The sequence below is a fragment of the Arsenicibacter sp. R0_47 genome, assembly GCF_057652235.1.
In genome coordinates this window covers 198322-217915 of record NZ_JBYFCJ010000004.1, presented here as the reverse complement: position 1 = coordinate 217915, position 19594 = coordinate 198322, and the positions used below count along the sequence as shown (strand labels likewise).

Below are 19594 nucleotides of genomic sequence, written 5' to 3'. Positions count from 1 at the left end.
CGAACTTTATATGGCTCAACGCCTGTTTATTTGCCGGCAATCCGCCGAAGTGACGCAGCCTTATGTTTAAAATATATAGTTCATCAGCCGGTTCCGGAAAAACGTACACCCTGACGCGGGAGTACCTGAAATTAGCCCTGAAACCGGAAAACAGTGAACGCTATTTCAGCCAGATTCTGGCCATTACCTTTACCAATGCCGCCGCCAACGAGATGAAAAACCGGATTCTGGAACGGCTCGAAGACATGGCAGAAGGAAAGGAATTACCCCTGATTGATGACCTGACCACGGAACTGTTCGGGGTTGAGACAGGTTCTGATGCCTTCGACGTGGCCAAAAAAAGGCTTCGGACGCGGGCGCACAATGTCTACCGCACCATCCTGCACGACTATTCCAATTTCTCGGTAACGACCATCGACAGCTTTACCCAGCGCATTGTCACGGCCTTTACCGACGAACTGGGTCTGCCCTATTCATTTGAGGTGGAAATGGATACCGACGAGGTGCTGGCCCTGGCGGTCGATAACCTGATCGAAAAGGCGGGGGCCGATGAAATGCATGAGGTCACCGATATACTGACGCAGTATTACCGCGAAACCGCCGCTGAAGGGGAAAACTGGAACCAGCTGCCTGTGCTGTTGCAGGAGTTTGGCCGCAACCTGACCTCCGATCAGCTCTATGAGGCAATTCTGGCCATTCAGGAACTGACGCCGGCCGCCATAAAGGCCATGCGCCGGAAAATGCTGGATTTCCGGCAGAAAATGGAAGACGATATTGTTGTACACGGCCGCCGCGCCTGGACGATCATTTGCGACCAGCATCTGTCGGAAGCTGATTTTTCGCAGGGCAGCAAGGGGATCGGCGGCTATTTCAGGGCGATTGCCGAAGGAGACGCGTACAAATCCGTGAACTCCTATCACACCAAGGCCATCCAGGAAGGTGCATGGTATACTAAAAAAGCCCCGAAGCATGTGCAGGCGATGATTGATGGCATGGCTGACCAGTTGTGTGACTGCTTTGCGGCTATCGAAACCATCCGCGAGGAACGTATGAGCCTGGCGATGCTCTACGACGGCATTATGCCGCACCTCTACAAAATTGCCTTACTGAAACAACTCCGTACGGAATTTGACGAACTGCTCCGCAAAGACGGACGGGTGCATATTTCGGAGTTTAACAAAAAGATTCTCAACATTGTCGCGACCGAGCCGGTACCGTTTCTTTACGAACGACTGGGAGCGAAATACAACCATATCCTGATCGACGAGTTTCAGGACACCTCTAAACTTCAGTTTGCGAACCTGCTTCCGCTCATCGATAATGCGCTGGGCTTCGGGCATTTCAATCTGGCGGTAGGCGACGGGAAACAGGCTATCTATCGCTTCCGGGGCGGGGATATGGATCAGATCGTGGCGCTGCACCGCAACGACCTGGATACCCTGAAACAGGCCCATTCACCAACCTCGTTCACTGCCGAACGCATTGATAGTCTGCACGGTAATCTGCACAGCGAGATTCTGGGGACCAACTGGCGGAGTGCCAAACCCATTGTTACCTTCAACAATCAGCTCTTTGAGTATGTCGCACGCCGTTTTGAAGGGGATCACCTCAAAATTGCCGATGTCTTCGACCGGGAACAGTTGTTTCACCAGCTGCATTCGCCAAAGGCGCGGGAAGAGGGCCATGTTCAGATTGATTTCGTCAGTAAGGAAGACGGTGATGAGTCGGCCGACCTGACCAGTGTGATGCTGGCCAAAACGCTCGAACACCTCAATCAGGCGCTGGCAGATGGGTATCAGTACGGCGATATCGCGATCCTGTGCCGCAAAAAAGACCAGGCAAAAGCACTGGCCAACGAGCTGAACGCCCTGAAGATTCCGCTGGTTTCGGCCGATTCACTGTCCCTTCAGTATGCCGACAGTGTCCGGCTGATTGTCACGCTGATGCAGGTGCTGATCCGTCCCGACCTGAAACTGCTCCGGTACGAACTGCTGTATCTGTACTGCCGGGTGGTGCGGGCCATTCAACCCGACGATACCCAAACGGCAGAACTGCGCACGCTCGCCGAATCTCACGACGACACGCTGGTTTACAACTACTTCCGCGAATATGGTCACTCGCTGAATCCGCATGCGCTCCGGCAGCTGAATGCCTATGAACTGGCCGAAAAGCTGATTTACCTGTTTGGCCTGTACGACCGCGAATCGGAAGCGCCGTTCCTGTTCCGGTTTCTGGATGAAGTGCTGACCTTTGGCCATAAACAAAGCGGGCATCTCGCTGACTTTCTCCTCTACTGGGAGTCGGTGCAGCACAAGGTTTCAGTGGGTGAAGGGGCGCAGACGAATGCCGTTAGCATCCAGACCATTCATAAGTCTAAAGGGCTGGAATATCCGGTGGTCATCATTCCGTTTGCTAACTGGGAAGTGGCCCCTCGCGGTGATTTATGGCTGACCCTGAGCTCGTTAAAAGCGGATCCGCTGCGGCACAGCCTGCCAACGGGGGAAACGATCCGGCTCCGGCACGCCCCTGCCCGGCTTCGTAGTGAAGCCCTGGCAAAATTACCGCAATCTATTCGTTCTCAGCACGAAGAAGAAACCACACGGGTATTTCTCGAAAACATGAACCTGTTGTATGTGGCGTTTACCCGGCCAACTGACCGGCTGTATATTATTGCCCAGCAAAAGGATTTTAGCAAACAGATGGCCCAGAAGTCGGTGAGTTACTGGCTCCATGCTTTTTTGCTAAGCGACGAAGCCAAAGCCTGTGGTTGTGGCTGGTCCGAAGGACGGTCAACGTACATTTTATCGGCATGTCCGGACGCTTACCCGAAAAAACAAACAACTAAAGATGAGTCGGTTATCTGGATTGAAGCCGTAACCAGCGGCGACCGGGCACAGAACATGCAGCTGCGCCGGCAGGCTGAGCGGTTATTTGATACCCGTACGTTTGAACGCACGCACGACCGTGACCGGAAGTTAGTAGCCGCACTGAGTTTGCTAAAAAGTGCAGCCGGCATCGACCCGATTCTACGGCAGCTGATCAGTGAAGGGCTTATCCGGACGGCCGAGTCGAACGACATCCGTCAGCGGCTGACGGCCATTGTCAGCCATCCCGACCTCGCTCCGCTCTTTGATCCTGCCCTGCGCGTCGATACCGACCGTAGCATCCTGAACCGAAAACGCTTACACAGCGCGCCTCACCGCGTAGTGCATCGTCCTGACGGCAGCCTTGTGCTGGTACAGTTTCAGAGTGCCCCGCACATGGCGGCTCAGGACTCCCAAAGCCTGCGGTATTTCACGAATTTGTACCGTGAAATGGGCTACAACGAAGTTGAAGGCCGGCTCGTTTACCTCACCGAGCAACCCAAAGTCGTTCCGGTCTAAGTTTTTATCAGCGCACGTTGTCGTTTGGCAGTTTTTTTATGTAAATGTGGGCTGATATTCAGCATAAAATTCAGGCCACGCGTTGCGTGGAGTATTAAATATTATGCTGAATGCCTGAATGCGTCTTAACCATCCCTGGTCAGTGATGGCTTCATCCACTTCGCATCCTCAAAACTTATAGTCAACTCCGGCAGGTAGCTCTTCAACTTTGAGCTTCATCCACTTTCCGTCGACTTTGATGACCACGATTTTGTTGTCTTTATCGTAGAACATGGTCCCGTCGCCGCTGTTTTTCAGCTCTTTATAGTTTACATACTTTGCATCTTCCCGATAATTCTGTTCGTCATCACCCTGCGGTTTTTCACTGGAAAGGTTATCTTTTCCGAGTGATCCTAAGGTAAGCACATTTGTCAGCCTGAGCGAACCGTAAAACACGGCCTGATCACGACCGAACAGGAAGGAATGCTGCCGGACGTCTGAACCGATTCGAAACCAGTTGTATGCCTGTTCAGAATGGTTGTAGGTGGTTCCGTAATAATACAACTCAGCGACGGGCCGCTCCAGCTCAACATGTTTATTGACCAGCATCGTTATCCGCGATTTATCATCGCGGGCATATCCTTCAAATACATGATAGCCCCATCGTTTTTTATTGCGTTCTTCGGCATTCCCCCGCACCTGAATCATGTAGGGAGTCGACAATATTCCGTTTATTGACGTGTACATAGGCGTCAGCGATGGATTGAAGCCAAAGCTATATCCCCTTTCTTTCCAGCGCGACCAGCTTGTATCAATATCGGAAGTTAGTTCGACCCGCTTCAAGGCCTTGTCAGTGCCGCCCGGCACGACATGAACATAGCGATTAAGCTCTTTCAAATCAGGCAGTTGTTGCCCTTTTGAAACCTGAACAATGCCGCTGAACAGCATTAGTGTTACCAGTATTCTCATATAGATTCGTGTGTTAACAGCAGACTGCAACTGCCAATAGTCCATAAATTTATGCTGATACGAAATAAAAAAGCCCCAACTGTTTCCTGACAATCGGAGCTTTTAGTTTTAGTAATTCCTGCTTACATCCTGTTCACCTCAAACCGTAATTCCTCAACCAGCTGGCGGAGACGCTCCTGATTCGGAGGTGGTTCGGGGAGCTGCTGGCTGAAAAATGCCCTGATTTCCCAGACTTCCAGTACATCCTTAAGGGGTACCTCCCGGCTGGCGACCGTGGCCTTATCGGCCGTCAGCAATAACGTACCCTTTACTTTCACCTGATTAAATATCCGCCGGCAGACAAGCCCCTGGTGATGCAGCATCAGCACATACAGACGGCCATCCACAATGTCAAACCAGTTGCGGATAAACTGACCGACCAGCAGTGCGCCCGGCATCACAAAATCGGCATCCGCTTCAAATGCCCTGTAGTTACCCGTTGGCAACGTCGGCAACCGCATGGTTGGCAGACGGTTAATAAAGTCGGCCTGCTGATGGCGCTGCTGATACTCGCTGAACTGATATTGCATAATCAGCGGTACCGGCTGCGCGGCGGGCTGTTCGCTGACGACGGGCACACCCGCTGCCTGCTCATAGCTGTTATTAAACACCAGCGGCATATCCTGACTGACGGACGGCTTAGTCACCGGCACCGGCTCCATCCGGGGCATTCCCCCACCTATCGCCTGTTCACGTGAGACCGGGTCACGGATGACCGGGTCACGAACGACCGGGTCGCGGATGACCGGTGGCTCAGGTACGGGAGCGCTGTAGGGATTTGCCACCTGATTTTGCCCGGCAATGTGCGGTCCGGCGGGTGGCTGCACAGCCGTCGGGTTCCGGTAATACTTTTCCAGAACCGATGCTAACGGTTTGGGCACATCGGCCAGATCCGGGCGATGTGTCTGTGGCGGGTCGCCGAACGGGTCATCATCAGCAAACATCGACCGGGGCGGAGCCGTTGTATCGACCCGCGACTGGGCGGCCTGCCGGTCAAAAGACATGGTCAGGCTCGGTGTCTCCCGCAGCTTTCGCAGATCGTGCCGTTGAATATTTTCGACACTGACATTGAACGCCTTAGCAATAGCAATCAGGTTGTTCGGGTTCGGATTGGCGCGCGCTTCCTCGTACGCTCCCAGCAACGACCGTTTAATGCCGATGCGACGGGCGAACTGCTCCTGGGTTAATCCGTTCAGTTTGCGGAGGTACTTTATATTTTCGCTGACGAGACTCATAGGCGTCGGTGTCTGCTCTTTTTTTAGTAAAAATATGGTTTTTGCTAAAAAAATCCAGAAAACCGGCATTTTCTGCTAAAACGGACTTTTTTGTTTTTTTGTTGCTGATGTGTTTTTTGTTGCTGGTAGTTCTGGTTGTTGCTGATGGTTCTGAGTTAAACCCCATCAGAACCCAGTAACCACCAGAACCACCAGTAACCATCAGAACCCCCAGCAACCATCATAACCACCAGTAACTATCAGAACCATCAGCAACAACACCCTAACCCAAAAACTTCCCGCTATCTGCATCGATAAACAATGTGGCATCCGGGTGTTGCCGGAGGATGGTCGAGGGGTAGGTTTCGGAAACTGCATCCTGCAAAGTGTGGGCGATGGCTTCGGCCTTATGCGCTGCCGGAACCATGCAATAGACTGTGGGTGCTTTTACCAGGGCCGGAATCGTCAGCGTCAGGGCATATTCCGGAACCTCATCTAGGGTGGGGAAGCAGCCGTCGTGCACCTGCTGCCAGCGACTGGTCAGGTCAAGACCGACTTTTTTCACCAGCACCGGATCATTGAACAGGGCCACATGCGGATCGTTGAAGGCAATGTGGCAGTTCTCGCCGATACCCATGCAGACGATATCCGTCGGATACGCCCGTAGCAAGGCCTCGTAGCGCGCGCATTCAGCGTCAGGATCAGAGACGTTGCCGTTGATGTAGAAGACAGTTTTCAGCGGTACTTTGGCAAAAAAGCGGTCTTTCAGGAAATTGCCGAACCGCTGGGGTGCTTCATCGGCCAGGCCAATGTATTCGTCCATATGGAAGGCATTCACCCGCTGCCAGTCGATGTCGGGTTGGAGGGCAAGGGCGTCCAGAAACTCGTTCTGCGAAGGAGCCGCAGCGAAAATGACATTTACCGTTTCCTGCGCTGCCAGTAGCCCGCGGATTTTATCGCCTGCCTGCCGGGCGGCGTCGGCACCCAGCTCCTGCCGTGTTGCAAACTGTCTTACCTGTAAAGTGTCTACGGTTGTTTCAAAAATCAATGGCATATATACTGTCTCTTTTTTACCACATAGCCACATTAGAAAACATAGTTTCTCTTATATGTCCTATGTGGCTATGTGGTCAATCAATATTCCTTCGCGTCCGGATTTTCCCGGAATACTACCCGCCCGCCGACCATCGTCAGGCTGACGTGTATGCTGTCATCAAACAAAATGATGTCGGCATCCTTTCCTGCGGCCAGGGCTCCTTTCTGCTGCCCGACCCCCATGATGCGGGCCGGTGTTGTGCTGGCCATGCGTACGGCATCAGGCAACGGCACATCGGCCATAGTCACCATATTTCGCACCAGCCGGTCGAAGGTAGCCACGCTACCGGCAAACGAACTGCGGTCGGGCAGTTTGGCGACCCCGTCTTCTATGATCACGTTCAGCCCGTTTTTCAGGGAGCCGAGGATGCTCTCACCTTCAGGCATAGCCGCCCCGCGCATCGCATCGGTGATCAGGGCCGTACGGTCCGGACCTTTAATTTTGTAGACCAGTTTGAGCAGCGGCGCGGGCAGGTGAATGCCATCGCCGATGATTTCAACATCAAGGTCAAGCAGGTAGGCGCTTTCAATCACTCCTGCATACCGGAACGCCTGTTTACGCGTCACCCCCGACATAGCCGAATACAGGTGTGTTACCAGCGAATAACCGTTTTCGAAGGCCTCTACTACATCGTCGTAAACGGCATCGGTATGGGCAATGGCGGCCAGAATGCCTTTTTCACGCAGCCGCCGGCCAAACGGAATAGCTCCCGCCAGCTCCGGCGCCGCACTCCAGCGCCTAATTGACGATGAGTTGGCCAGTATTTCCTCATATTCCGCCGGATCAGGATTGCGGATATAGCGCGGATCCTGCGCACCCCGCTGCGACAGGGCGAAATACGGTCCTTCGAGGTGTATGCCCAGAAAAGCCGCCCCTTCGGTATTGTTCCGGTTTGCCCGCTCGTAAATAGCCAGCGTGTGCAGCAAATCCTCCTTTTCGGCGGTCAGGGTGGTAGGCACTAACGCCGTCGTACCGTAGCGGGCATGGGTTTTGGCGATGGCTAAAAATGCCTCTTCAGTTCCATCCATGAAATCATGCCCGCCGCCGCCATGTACGTGAATGTCGATAAAGCCCGGAGCGATGTACTGCCCGCCCGCATCAATCACAGTAGCGTCGGGTACGTCAACCGGTCCGGCATGGACGCCGGTAATTTTGCCCGCCTCGATAACCACCGACCCGTTTTTGATGGTCCGGTAAGGGGTCAGGACAGTGCCGTTGGTAATAACTGTTCTCATGCCAGCCCCCACCGCTTTACTTTATGGCCATAAGCCGCGTAATAAACCAGATACAGGTAGCACGGGAAGAGCACCCAGTAGGCCGTCCGGACATCGTAGGCATCGGCGAAATAACCGTAGAACAGCGGCATAATGGCGTTCCCGCACAGGCCCATGATCAGAATAGAGGCACCAAGTTTGGTATATCGGCCCAGTCCGTCGAGGGCGAGCGGCCAGATACCGGCCCACACCAGCGAATTTGCCAGGCCGAGCAGCACCACAAACCAGATTGATATGTCAGCGGTATGCCCCAGGAACGTTATGGTCCCTTTCGTATTAATGATCAGCAGGGTAAAGATTGTACCCAGCACCGTACAAAACCGCAGCGCATTTACCTGACTCACATACCGCGGGATAATGATAATGCCGATCAGGTAGCCGCAGATGGTGCAGGTCAGCGTATACGACGGAAACGTTTTAGCTTTCAGCAGGTCAATGCCCATCGAATTGGCATAGCCGATCACGGTATCAATGGCAATGACCTGCGTACCCACATGCAGGAAAATCGCCACCGCACCCAGAATCAGGTGTGGAAAATCAAAAATGCTTTTTTTGCCCGCATTGGCCGAAGCAACCTCCGGCGTCTCGTGTTCGGTATTGATTTCGGGCAACGGCGAGCGGTACACCACATACCCCAGCACAAACAGAAACGTGCCCAGCACCGTGTACGGCGGAATCACCCGGCGAACGAGCTCATCCAGCGCGGCAGCTTTTTCGGTCGCGTTCATGGTGCCCAGCTGCGCAAACAGATCGGTATCGGTCGGCCGCAGGATAACGGCCGCAAAAATCAGGGGCGACAGTATCCCGGCGGCCTTGTTGCAGATACCCATCATGCTGATCCGCTGCGCCCCGCGTTCTTTCGGGCCCAGAATGGTGATGTAGGGGTTAGCCGCCGTTTGCAGAATCGCCAGTCCGATGCCGATCGTAAATAGCCCGGCCAGAAAAATGCCGTAGGTTCGGGTCATGGCCGCCGGTATAAAAATAAACGCACCCAGAGCCATGAACCAGAATCCAAACATCATCCCCTTTTTAAACCCCTGTGTCCGGAGCATGTATGAGGCCGGTACCGACATGATGAAGTAGGCAATGTAGAACGCGAAGGCGACCAGATAAGCCTGAAAGCTTGTCAGTTCGCAGGCGATTTTGAAATAGGGGATCAGAATGGAGTTGACCCATGAAATGAAACCAAAAATGAAAAACATCACCCCGATCAGAAAGATCGACATATTGGTTTCGCGCCTCGACAGGCTGCTCACGTCAATTGCGACTGCACTCATTTTCATTGCGTTGATTTACTGGCTGAGACGTAATAAAATTGTGATTTACCACATAGCCACATAGGAAAACAAAGTTTTTTTAAAACACTTTAGTAATCAGATCAGCGTTTACCGCAAAACAAACTACCATATTGCAGCAGCTTATTCACTCAATCGCACATTCACTAATTCACTCAATTATTTATGTGGCTATGTGGCATACAAAAGCTATACCGTTGGCTCCCAGCCTTTTTCGTATTCGCGGCTCCAGAACTTCTGGGCAGCCTTGTTGTTTTTGATGCGGCCGGTTTTAGGGTCAATGTCCAGAATGCTTTCGGAGCGCAGGGCGATATTGCCCAGCTGGCAGAGGAGCGTACTCTGGTGGCCACTCATGATGTCTGAAGCCAGAGCCGTTCCGTTTTTGATAGCCGAAATAAAGTTCTGGAAGTGGGTCGCGTCGAGTGCCTGAGACGGGTCCATTTTGTTGCGCGGGTCAATCGGCAGGTCATTTTTCACGTCCTTAACCAGCTTGTTATCCAGGTCGTAGATTTTGTAGGCGTTGCCGCCACCGTACTCCAGCGTACCTTTTTCACCGTAGAACGATACCCCGACGCTGCTGCCTTCCACGTTCCGGCTGTTGCAGCTGCGGCCCTCCCAGGTCATGAATTTGTTGTCCGGAAATTCGAGGTTAATCACCTGCGTATCCGGCGCCTCCCAGTCGTCCTGGTAGCGGTAGCGGCCGCCGGACGAACTGACGCGGGTCGGGTATTCGGCCTGCATCCCCCAGCGCATCAGGTCGAGCATGTGGGTGCCGTTGTTCAGCGCCTCACCCGTACCCCAGTGCCAGAACCAGTGCCAGTTGTAGTGAATGACATTGTCTTTATAGCCACGGCGCGGTGCCGGTCCCTGCCACAGATCATAATTCAGCCACGACGGAACCGCCATCTGCTTACCGACCCCGATGGACGCCCGGTTGTTGGTATACCAGCCTTTGGCGAAATACGGCCGGCCAATTACGCCGTCGTGAATCTCCTTGATAGCTTGCTTCACGTTCGGCCACGACCGGCGCTGGTTGCCCATCTGGATTACATTTTTGTATTTCTTCTGGACAGCCACCAGCAGTTCCCCCTCATTCGGGTTGTGTGAGCAGGGTTTTTCGAGGTAAACGTGTTTGCCGGCTTTTGAGGCCAGAATCGCCGCCGGGGCATGCCAGTGATCGGGTGCCGCCACGACGAGCCCATCCATATCCTTATCGTCCAGCGCTTTACGGAAGTCAGGCGTATTTTTTGGTTTGGCCCCCGAGATTTTCGACACGGCATTAATGCATTTTTCCGCCGCCCGCGTATCCACATCCGAAATCGTCACGACATCGCAGTTGGGTTGCAGAGCAAAATTACCGGCCAGCGCCAGACCACGGCTGTTGACGCCCATAAAGCCCAGCCGGACTTTTTCGTTAGCCCCGAGAATACGGGCATAGCTCTTTGGGGTAAAGCCGGGTAACACCCCGCCAATAGTCAGTGCGGCAGAACCTGCCAGTGTTTTTTTAATGAAGTCACGCCGTGAATTGTCAGCGGAACGGATAAGGTCGTTTGCCATGTAACGGTTGAGAAAAAGGCTGAGTTAGTGTTCTGATTTATGTTTGCTGCGGTGCCCAGTAGGTACAGTACCCCTCCGTCCGGACCGGCCCCTTGAAGAGCAGACATCCTCCGCACGGCTTTCCGTCTTTGGGCGGCAACCAGAGATTGCAGTTACCGCATTTTGACTCTGCCATAGGCGATTTCTCGACGTAACCCAGTTTTTTCCGGGTTTTCAGGTCGTTTTCCGGAACCTCCGAAAAGTCGGAGCAGTAATCTGTTTCTTTCTGTGCGCCGCTTGCCTCAGAAGTCGTTTTTGACTGACAGCTACTCACCAAAAGCCCCGTCAGAGGCATTGAAATGGCCGTCAGGATAAAGTTTCGTCGTTTCATGATACGGAAATACAGGTCATAAACACCGTGCAAGGCAACCGCCCGTTTTACTGTTTAGGATCAGGCTCTTTCGTCAGCACAGCCTTGATATTCTCTTTAGTTACAGAATCTGCCTGTTCCATCAGGGCAGACAGGCGGGCTTTCAGCGCAACATCCGGCATCAGTTCAGCTTTTTTCAACCCCGCCGTGACGCCTTTCAGCAAAGCGGCATATACCGGCTTGTTACCTTCCCATTGTGTCAGCAACTGAACGGCCTCTCCCCCCTGATTCCGTGCGCCGGTCACATGCCCGTATTCCTTCAGAAACGTCTGCTTTTCCGCTGACAACCGGTTCAGAAAACCATCCTGCTGCAGTTGCCTGATAAAGGCAGATGATGATCCGGCTGGTGAGCTTAACACAGCCATTCTGAACCATTTATCACCGGCATGTTTCGCCAGCACACGCGCCATTGGCTGGCGGGTTACGGCTTCCGGAAATTCACCCAGACTCAGGCACGCCTGATAAGCCACATGCACGGAAGGATCATCGGTTAACGCAATAATCTGCGGCAGAAACGCCGGTCTGCTTTCCGCCTGCTGTAGGCCATACCGACGGATATCCGGCTGTTTATCCTGCATAGCCTTGCCGATAATACGGTCATCCAGGGCATTCAGGCCCTCCAGCACAAAAAAAGCATGTAGTCTGGCGCGGGCATCCGAATGGGTCAGGAATACCGTTTTGACCGCCGGAATCACGCTTTTATCACCCTTTTCGAGCAGCAGGCGCTGGGCCTGCAACCGCCACCATTGCTCCGGATGCCCCAGAAGTGCCACCAGTCCGGCCGGTGTTTTGGCCCGAAGATCCGGCCGGGCGGTTTCGATCCGGGTGTTTTTCGGAATGATGCGGTAAATACGGCCCAGCTTGTTGCCATTGAAAAAATCCATGTCTTTTTTCAGGTCTTCCGGAATGGCCGTCGGCGTTTCGATATGCTGGCGATACATGTCAATCACATACAGCACGCCGTTTGGCCCCACCGATAACTGAGCAGGCCGGAACCACGGGTCTTTTGCATACAGAAATTCCTGTGCCTTCTCGTTTTCACCACGTTGCGCGATAAATGTCGGGCTGTCTTTGGCCGGCACCAGCACATCGCGGTGGATCAGGTTGCCGGCTACTTCACCCGTGAAAAGGGCGCCCCGGTATTCTTTTGGCAGCAGGGTTCCACCGTAGTAGGTACCGCCCGAGGCACCCGTAAAATGGTCTTCGGCGTATTCGTGGCGATCAAGACCAGCGTCCTCGAATTGCTGGTTCCGGCGGATTGTCCGCTCCTTGCGCCAGTATGGCGGCCGGGTTTCCTGAAACACCTCCGGATCATGGTCCGAGATATTCTGAGCAACATCGTAGGAAGGCAGAAATCCGTGCCGGAACAGGTAGCGGGCCGGAATCGGTGCATACTGGGCATGCAGGGAGTTTTCGGTAAAAAACCGGTTTCCCCAATCGTCGATGGCCATGCCGAACTGCCCCGAACTTGATTCGATTTCGAACTGCCCCCGATCCAGCCGGAACCGGAAATCGCCCCCTTTTACTGACACCGGTTTAGCCTTCGGATCGCGGGTATAGGTAATTTCACCGGCCTGGCCACAGTTCGAGGCATAAATCCAGTTGTCGATGCCATAGTGCAGGTTGGTAATCTGGGCCTCGGAGTTGTTGGCAAAAAAGCCCGAAAAAAGAATTTCCCGTACATCGGCCCGATGGTCGCCGGTGGTGTCTTTCATGAAATAGATGTGCGGTGCCGCCGCCACGAGCACCCCCCCCTCCCAGGGCAAAATACTGGTGGCTTCCGAGAGCTTGTCGGCAAAGACGGTCATGGCGTCGATGCGGCCATCGTTGTCCGTATCCCGCAACAGCCGGATAGCCCCGTTCAGGGTGCCGCCTTCGGGTTTCGACGGGTAGTCCGGCATTTCCACAACGTAGGCATCGCCGTTTTCATCAAACACCATGTCCACAGGGTCGAGCACCTGTGGCTCCGTCGCGAAAATATCCACCGTCAGCCGGTCATCACGCAGGGTAAAGCGTTTTAATGCTTCGTCGGGCGTCAGCGGGTCGGTATAGGTCGCGCATGACAAGCTGATGCCCGTCAGCAATGACAAAAGCAGGACTTTTTTCATTTACGATTCAGGTTATAAGCTACGTTGTTGTATTGGTTTCAGACTAATCGAAGTACGGATGTCCCTGTGGGTGATAGTGGTGGCACCACTCTAACAGGGCCGCCTGGCGGTCGGGGACGCCCAGTCGGGGACGCCTAGTCGTGCCACCACTATTCATTGCCTCACACCATCGGCCGGTCAATCCGGATAAGATCCTGAATTTCATGCCCCTCGTGCACAAATCGGGCGAGGGTATACACGGTACCATCGTTGCCGATGGCAATGGAGTTTACGTAGGTAGGCCGGCTGCCATCCGGATAAAAGACCGGCCCGTGATCGATATAGCGACGGGTCGGGATATGGAACGTGATCAGATGCAGGTTCTCCAGCCCTTTCGCCGCACCTTTGGCAATCTGATCCGCGCCTTTCAGCCGTTTACCATCGACATAAACGGGGCCGCCGGTCAGGTAGTAAATGGTTTCGCCGTCCGGCCCTGGCTGAAACCCGAGATAACCATAGCTGAACTGGTCAAACATCCCGCTCCTCCGCGAGGGCTCCGAGGTCAGCCGCTCCACCAGTTCGATGGTTTGTTTCGCCGGATCGAACCGGAACAGATACCCTGAATTACCATGAATCCCATAAGCCACCTGTTCGGGCGCATACCAGAAAATTTTCCGCCAGTTGTAGCCCATGCTCCCCGGATGCGTCGGGTCGTATTTCCCGAAATAATCAAGCCGTAAATCAACGCTCTCCAGCTTATTAAGCCCTTCCCTGTCAGGGTGATACGTAAATACATCGCCCTCTGCCGTGGAGAAATACACCGAACCGTCACGCGGGTCAACGAGCATCGACCGGCATAATACCCGGTAATCATCACCCGGTATTCCGGCTTCGCCTCTGGCCGAAACCAGCCCTACGGTTTTCAGTACCCGCGTGTTCAGATCCAGATGAATGAAATAGCCGAGCGGCCACGTAATCCCGTACAGATGGCCCCGTTCGCGGTCGATGGTCATGGTCAGAATTCCTTCCCCTTCCGGTGCAATGGCCAGGTCTTCCACCGTTCTGGTATCCAGGTCATAAGCCAGAAAATGCCCGCCCGGATACAGTTGTTTGCCGTCCGGCGCCGTAACGGGCAAGCGCTCCATGCCGTCGATCATCTCGTACACCCCGATATGGGTGGCAAAATACAGCTTACCGGCATGTTCATAGAATCGCACATGGCTTTTCCCCTGCGGGATGGCATTGGCCTCCTTTTCTCCGCAGATGTCGGTCAGATCAGCAAGCCATTCCGTCTGATCAGTGACCGGATTGTAGGCATACATCTGCCCGCCGGTATCATACGATTCCGAGCAGAGGACGTAATAAATCCGGCCGTCGCTGGCTGCCGTGATGGCATTATAGGTATCGTGCGCCAGCGGAAACCCCGAATAACAGGGCGTGGCCGTTAATGAGGAAGCAAGTATGTCAGTAGCGTTGATCAGGGTCATTTTCGTTTAAGGGTATAACGGCATCACTTCCCCTCCAGACCAACCTGCGCGGCCAGACGGGTGATTTCCTGTTGAATAAGATCGGGTACGCGGGCATCCCAGATGGATGGCAGGCCGTAAACCATTTGTGAGGAAGCGCCTTCGTAGCCCCCCTCTTTCAGAATGGTTGCCGACGGGATATAACCCATCACATCGTTGCAATAGCCCATCACAAACACGTCCTGTCCGAAGCGCTGTTTGCAGGTAAGGGTATACTCAATTACCAGTTCACCGCCGAAGCTGAAAATCGGCTGATCGCCCAGTTTCCAGAGCTGCATCGGGTACGGGTATGAGGACCGGAACGGCTTTCCCTGCTGTTTTTCACTAAGCAGGCGGGTGGCCCACCGCCGCATGTAGGGCGCTTCATCCTGCTGCGTTTTTTTCAGATCGGCTTCCGTTGGGGGTGCTGATAACGGCAGGTCGATTTCAATATAGGCCGTTCTGGCTTGGGCTGCCAGCGGGCGCATCGGCTCTTCGAGTACGCGCTCCACGGCCGCGGCCAGCTCACGGCCATACTGCCTGGCCAGCGGAACCGTCCGGCGCGGCAAGGGATTCTGGTCACCGGCTCCCCCCTGAAAAAACAGAGCGATTGTGCCCGGAAACGTTTTTTCGAGCTCAAGCTGGGCAAACCCCGGATAATCGCCCGACAGCTGATACAGGTCCAGCACGGTCGGGTGACAGGCATAACCGAACGTAATGGCCTTCAGCTTGCCGGTAGCCGTTACAACCTTGATTACCGGAACGGCATAATCGTTGGGACCTTTCAGTTCGGTTTGTTCCCGCAACGCCCCCTCCTTGTTATTCCGGCGGTTCACCTGAAACCGCGTGACACCGTTCTGCGCAAAGATGTCAGCCGGTTCGAGGTCGGCAATGGCGTTGGCAACCAGCCTCACAATCGTCGTTTCCAGCTTACGGGAGTAGGCATCAATCGTTTTCTGGCCGGCTTCGCTGAGCGGATAAATGTCCTGCAAGGCATCGTACAGCACCGGTCCTGAATGCGTGTGTGAGCTGTTCAGGATAATCTGGCTTTTGTCGAGACCGGTTTGTTTTTTCAGCTGCTCCCGAATCCGGTCCGACATTGCTTTCGGGAAGCCCAGCATATCGGTGGTCACCAAAACTACCCGCCTGCCGTTTTCATCTTCAAGGGCCAGTGCCTTTGCCCATAAATCGTGCAGTTTGCCTTCCGAGGCATGGGTACGCGACGCATAGCCCGCCTGCCAGATGGGGCTGTCAGGGGTAATCACCACCCTGGCCACACCCGCCTTCCAGCCTTTGGCCATGACCGGTGAACAAGCCAGTACGACGACAAGCCAAAGCAGTTTTTTCATTTGAGACCGGCGAGTTTATCCGCGTGATTGTAGATCTTTTCGATGGCATTGGCAATTTCGTCCATGTCGGCGCGTGTGCCCAGCAGCATGTTCTGGGTAAACCAGACAGCTTCTTCGTTGCAGATACGGTCGTTTTCCGGGCAATGATTCTGCGCAACATACCGGTTAAAATCCAGCGTGTTTTTCGGGTACATTTTCCGGTAGTTTTTCGACTGGAAAGCGTCGTTGAGATACGGCATGTTGTTCAGCGTAGCGTATCCTTTTGAGCAGGGAATGCCCTCAGCGGTCAGTGCTTTGAGGAATGTGTCCCGCGACAACCCTTTAAAGGCTTCCTTTTTGTACCGGAACGGGAACAGGTGAAACGCCGCCCGGGTCACATGATCGTACAGCTTGTAGGGTACGACGCCCGGGATTTTCTCAATCTTTGCTTTGAGGTAAGCCGCGTTCTCATTCCGCAGCGTCGTTTCGGCATCCAGGCGTTTCAGCTGGGCCAGCCCGATAGCGGCCTGATATTCGGTGATCCGCTGTTTGTTACCCTGCATAATCGTTCCCGCGCCGATCACTCCCGAAGCCATGCCATAGGGATTGCCGTAGTTGTGGTACGAAAAGCAGCGGTCCATAAAGAGGTCGTTGTTGCTGACAATGGCCCCGGCCTCACCGATGGCCAGATTTTTCGAATTCTGAAAGCTGAAACACCCCGCATCCCCGAACGTACCGACTTTCTGGTGGTTGATTTCGGCCATGTGTGCCTGACAGGCATCTTCGATAACGGCCAGTTTATGCTTTTTGGCGATGGCCAGGATGGCCGGCATGTCAGCGGGCAAACCGAGGATATGAACCGGAATAATCGCCTTTGTCCGGGGCGTTATTTTCGCCTCAATGTTGGCCGGATCAATTTGAAACGTGGCCGGATCAATATCGACAAACACCGGCATGGCCCCGTTGGCAAGAATCGGCGCCACGGTACCGATAAAGGTATACGGCGGCACCAGCACCTCGTCGCCGCCCCGGATATCCAGTTGCGCCAGGGCCGTAATCAGGGCGTTTGTACCGTTCACGACTGCCAGCGAGCGCTTCGCCCCGACGGTTTTGGCCCATTCATTTTCAAACTCCGTAACCACACTGGCCCGCGACCAGACACCGCTGCGGATAACCTCCAGCAACCGTTTCTCATCGGTTTCGGGCTTCCAGACGGGCCATGCGGGCCATTCTTTACTCCGGATTGGCTTACCGCCCAGCAAAGCCGGTGGCTCAGCCAGCGAATGTGAGACAGCAACCGTCGGCCGGTCAGGGGCCGCCGGTGCCGCATGGGTCAGCAGGGACGGGGCTAGCACAGCCCCCAGTCCTGAGAGGGAGTTCCGCTTAATGAACTCACGGCGGGAAACAGGTTGAGCAGGCATATTTTAATGAGTGATAGCTATTTTAAAGAGTGAAAGAGCGATAGAGTAAAAGAGTGGCAGGAGGCTTCGCTCTTTCACACTTTCACTCTATCGCTCTTTATTTTTTCATAACACTGGCAAGGGTGACCGGAGCGCCGCCGCGGCGTTTGCTTTCGTCGGCGGCTTCCATAAAGGCAAAAATTTCGAGGGTTTCTTCGGGGGTAACCGGCACTTCACCGGTTTCGAAGTAATGGACAATATCTTTCAGCAGGGGTTCGTAGCCGCCGTACGGGCCGAGCACAATGTTGCCGTTCTGCGTGTATACCGTGCCGCCGTAATCGTGCTTGCCTGTGCGGGTGCCGCGGAATGTGCCGACGCGGCCGTCAGCCCACGTCCCGATCACGATGTCGGTCCCGTCGTTGTGCACCCGGACAACCTGTTTGCAGCCTGTACCCATGACGGTGTACAGCGTTTCGACGCCATGAATACCGTACCAGAACAAATCAGGGTGCGTTTTTTCCAGCACTGCCGGACTGAACGTGTCCGCGCCGACCACCGTTTTCCGGTCTACTTTTTCAATACCTTTTATATGGCGGAGCGACGATGCCGAGAAGATCGGAATATTGTATTTACGCGAGGCCTCAAAAATGGCAATGGTGTCCGGCAACGAAGCGGCAATTGGTTTGTCGATAAACAACCGCTTACCGGCTTTCAACACCAGCAAAGCCTGTTCGAGGTGCAGCCGCCCATCGTTGGTTTCGAGCATCACCACGTCAACTTTTTTCAGCAGGTCACTGATGGAGTCAACGATTTCGACGTTCAGCTTTTTTACTTCGTCCGTATACCCCGGAATCCGTTTGGTACTGCTTTCAATATCTTTGCTTCCGTAAGGGTACGCAGCCACAATTTTGTAGCCCATAAAGTCAGGGCTGGCATCAGGGCTGTTTAAGGCTTTGGTGAAGGCGGTACTGTGTGAGGTATCGAGGCCGATGATCCCGACCCGTTTGCCGGTAGCTGTTGTTTTTTGGGCGGCCATCGCCGGTAAAGCAGCCCCGAGCACCAGACTGCCCATCGCTGCACGTTTAACAAAATTCCGTCGGTTATACACGAAATGCGTCATTCCGGATGATTAGATTGAACGTTGATAAAAACTTTAGAATTTATAGTAGTATAAGCAGCTATGATGTGTTTTTTTATGTAATTAATTTTACCTTTACAAAGATAGCTAAAAATTGTTTACATTTTCACACATTTTTTGACTACAAAATGAAGGTTGATTCACTGGCAAATAAAGTTTATATAGAACTTCGTCGCAAAATACTGTCAAACCAGCTTGGAGCAGGTACCCGCCTGAAGGAAGACATCTGGGCTAAACGGCTGGAAGTAAACCGTATGGCCGTCCGTGAGGCCCTGACCCGCCTGCTGGGTGAACAACTGATTGTAACCGGTGAAAAAGGCGGCTACTTTGTAAAGTCCATGTCCGCAGATGATATCCGGCAGATCAGGGAGTTACGGGAAGTACTGGAACTCGGCGCAATCAGGCTAGCCATTCAGAAAATTGACGAAAAAGGACTGGAACGGCTGGAAGAGATCTGTAATGATTTCTCATCAATGGTCGAACGGGGTTACTTCGGCGGTGCCTGTGAGGCAGATGTCAAGTTTCACGAAACAATCATTGATTGCGCTCAGAACGACAAGCTTAAGGATTTATACGAGCTCAGCAACATTCCGTTGTTTCACCAGAAACTCGGTAAAACGCAGATCCACATGGATGACTACGAACTCACGGACCAGGAACACCGGCAATTACTGAAAGCCCTACAAAACCGTGACCTTAAACTGGCTGAAGAAACACTGTCACGCCATCTGATCCGTGGCGAAGTCGCCGTACTTGAGCTCGAAGACCAATGAGCCCTGTATTTACAACTGTTTCATAATCAATAACCTGTCCATTTTTCCAGTTACCACATATACATATAAGTAATTGAGCGAATTAGTGACTGTGCGATTGAGTGAATAAGTCATTGACATACAACCCTTTGCTCTCTGGCTAAATCTA

Annotated in this window: 14 protein-coding genes; 2 read left to right on the top strand and 12 right to left on the bottom strand. The window is 53.6% G+C overall.

What is annotated here, in order from left to right; genetic code table 11:
• Positions 1–62: 62 nt before the first annotated feature.
• On the top strand, positions 63–3383 hold the full coding sequence (locus tag AC23NW_RS09635; protein ID WP_487449132.1) for a UvrD-helicase domain-containing protein: 3321 nt from the start codon (positions 63–65) through the stop codon (positions 3381–3383).
• 168 nt (positions 3384–3551) lie between these two features.
• On the opposite strand, the gene AC23NW_RS09630 is transcribed toward AC23NW_RS09635, so the two are convergent.
• The 12 genes from AC23NW_RS09630 to AC23NW_RS09575 all read right to left on the bottom strand — a co-directional run bounded on the left by AC23NW_RS09630 (position 3552) and on the right by AC23NW_RS09575 (position 18655).
• Complete coding sequence (locus AC23NW_RS09630) at positions 3552–4331, bottom strand: hypothetical protein (protein ID WP_293835752.1); 780 nt, start codon at positions 4329–4331, stop codon at positions 3552–3554.
• A gap of 122 nt (positions 4332–4453) precedes the next feature.
• Positions 4454–5605: a helix-turn-helix domain-containing protein gene (locus AC23NW_RS09625; RefSeq protein ID WP_487449131.1), complete on the bottom strand. Its 1152-nt coding sequence runs from the start codon at positions 5603–5605 to the stop codon at positions 4454–4456.
• A gap of 262 nt (positions 5606–5867) precedes the next feature.
• The gene (locus tag AC23NW_RS09620) at positions 5868–6638 is read right to left on the bottom strand and encodes a glucosamine-6-phosphate deaminase (RefSeq protein ID WP_487449130.1); all 771 of its coding nucleotides are present in this window, start codon (positions 6636–6638) and stop codon (positions 5868–5870) included.
• 80 nt (positions 6639–6718) lie between these two features.
• On the bottom strand, positions 6719–7915 hold the full coding sequence (gene nagA, locus AC23NW_RS09615) for an N-acetylglucosamine-6-phosphate deacetylase (protein WP_487449129.1): 1197 nt from the start codon (positions 7913–7915) through the stop codon (positions 6719–6721).
• Positions 7912–9237 carry a sugar MFS transporter gene (locus tag AC23NW_RS09610; protein WP_487449127.1) on the bottom strand — a complete coding sequence of 442 codons (1326 nt, stop codon included), beginning with the start codon at positions 9235–9237 and terminating at the stop codon, positions 7912–7914. The genes nagA and AC23NW_RS09610 overlap by 4 nt, the downstream gene beginning before the upstream one ends.
• Before the next feature lie 201 nt (positions 9238–9438).
• Entirely contained in the window at positions 9439–10806 is a 1368-nt protein-coding gene (locus tag AC23NW_RS09605; protein WP_293845874.1) for a Gfo/Idh/MocA family oxidoreductase, read from the bottom strand.
• A gap of 37 nt (positions 10807–10843) precedes the next feature.
• Positions 10844–11176, bottom strand: coding sequence for a high-potential iron-sulfur protein (locus tag AC23NW_RS09600; RefSeq protein ID WP_487449126.1), 333 nt, complete (start codon positions 11174–11176; stop codon positions 10844–10846).
• 47 nt (positions 11177–11223) lie between these two features.
• Positions 11224–13323: a PVC-type heme-binding CxxCH protein gene (locus tag AC23NW_RS09595; RefSeq protein ID WP_487449124.1), complete on the bottom strand. Its 2100-nt coding sequence runs from the start codon at positions 13321–13323 to the stop codon at positions 11224–11226.
• 161 nt (positions 13324–13484) lie between these two features.
• Positions 13485–14789, bottom strand: a complete 1305-nt coding sequence (locus AC23NW_RS09590) for a hypothetical protein (RefSeq protein ID WP_487449123.1) — start codon at positions 14787–14789, stop codon at positions 13485–13487.
• 23 nt (positions 14790–14812) lie between these two features.
• A complete protein-coding gene (locus AC23NW_RS09585; RefSeq protein WP_487449122.1) occupies positions 14813–16156 on the bottom strand; it encodes a neutral/alkaline non-lysosomal ceramidase N-terminal domain-containing protein in 1344 nt (447 codons plus the stop codon).
• Positions 16153–17556 carry a DegT/DnrJ/EryC1/StrS family aminotransferase gene (locus tag AC23NW_RS09580; RefSeq protein WP_487449121.1) on the bottom strand — a complete coding sequence of 468 codons (1404 nt, stop codon included), beginning with the start codon at positions 17554–17556 and terminating at the stop codon, positions 16153–16155. Before AC23NW_RS09580 ends, AC23NW_RS09585 begins: the two co-directional genes overlap by 4 nt.
• Positions 17557–17653: 97 nt before the next feature.
• On the bottom strand, positions 17654–18655 hold the full coding sequence (locus AC23NW_RS09575) for a Gfo/Idh/MocA family protein (protein WP_487449119.1): 1002 nt from the start codon (positions 18653–18655) through the stop codon (positions 17654–17656).
• A 146-nt stretch (positions 18656–18801) separates the two neighbouring features.
• Here AC23NW_RS09575 and AC23NW_RS09570 point away from each other — a divergent pair, with 146 nt between their 5' ends.
• Positions 18802–19446 (top strand): GntR family transcriptional regulator, encoded by a 645-nt coding sequence (locus tag AC23NW_RS09570; protein WP_293840625.1) that lies wholly within the window; start codon positions 18802–18804, stop codon positions 19444–19446.
• Positions 19447–19594: the final 148 nt, after the last annotated feature.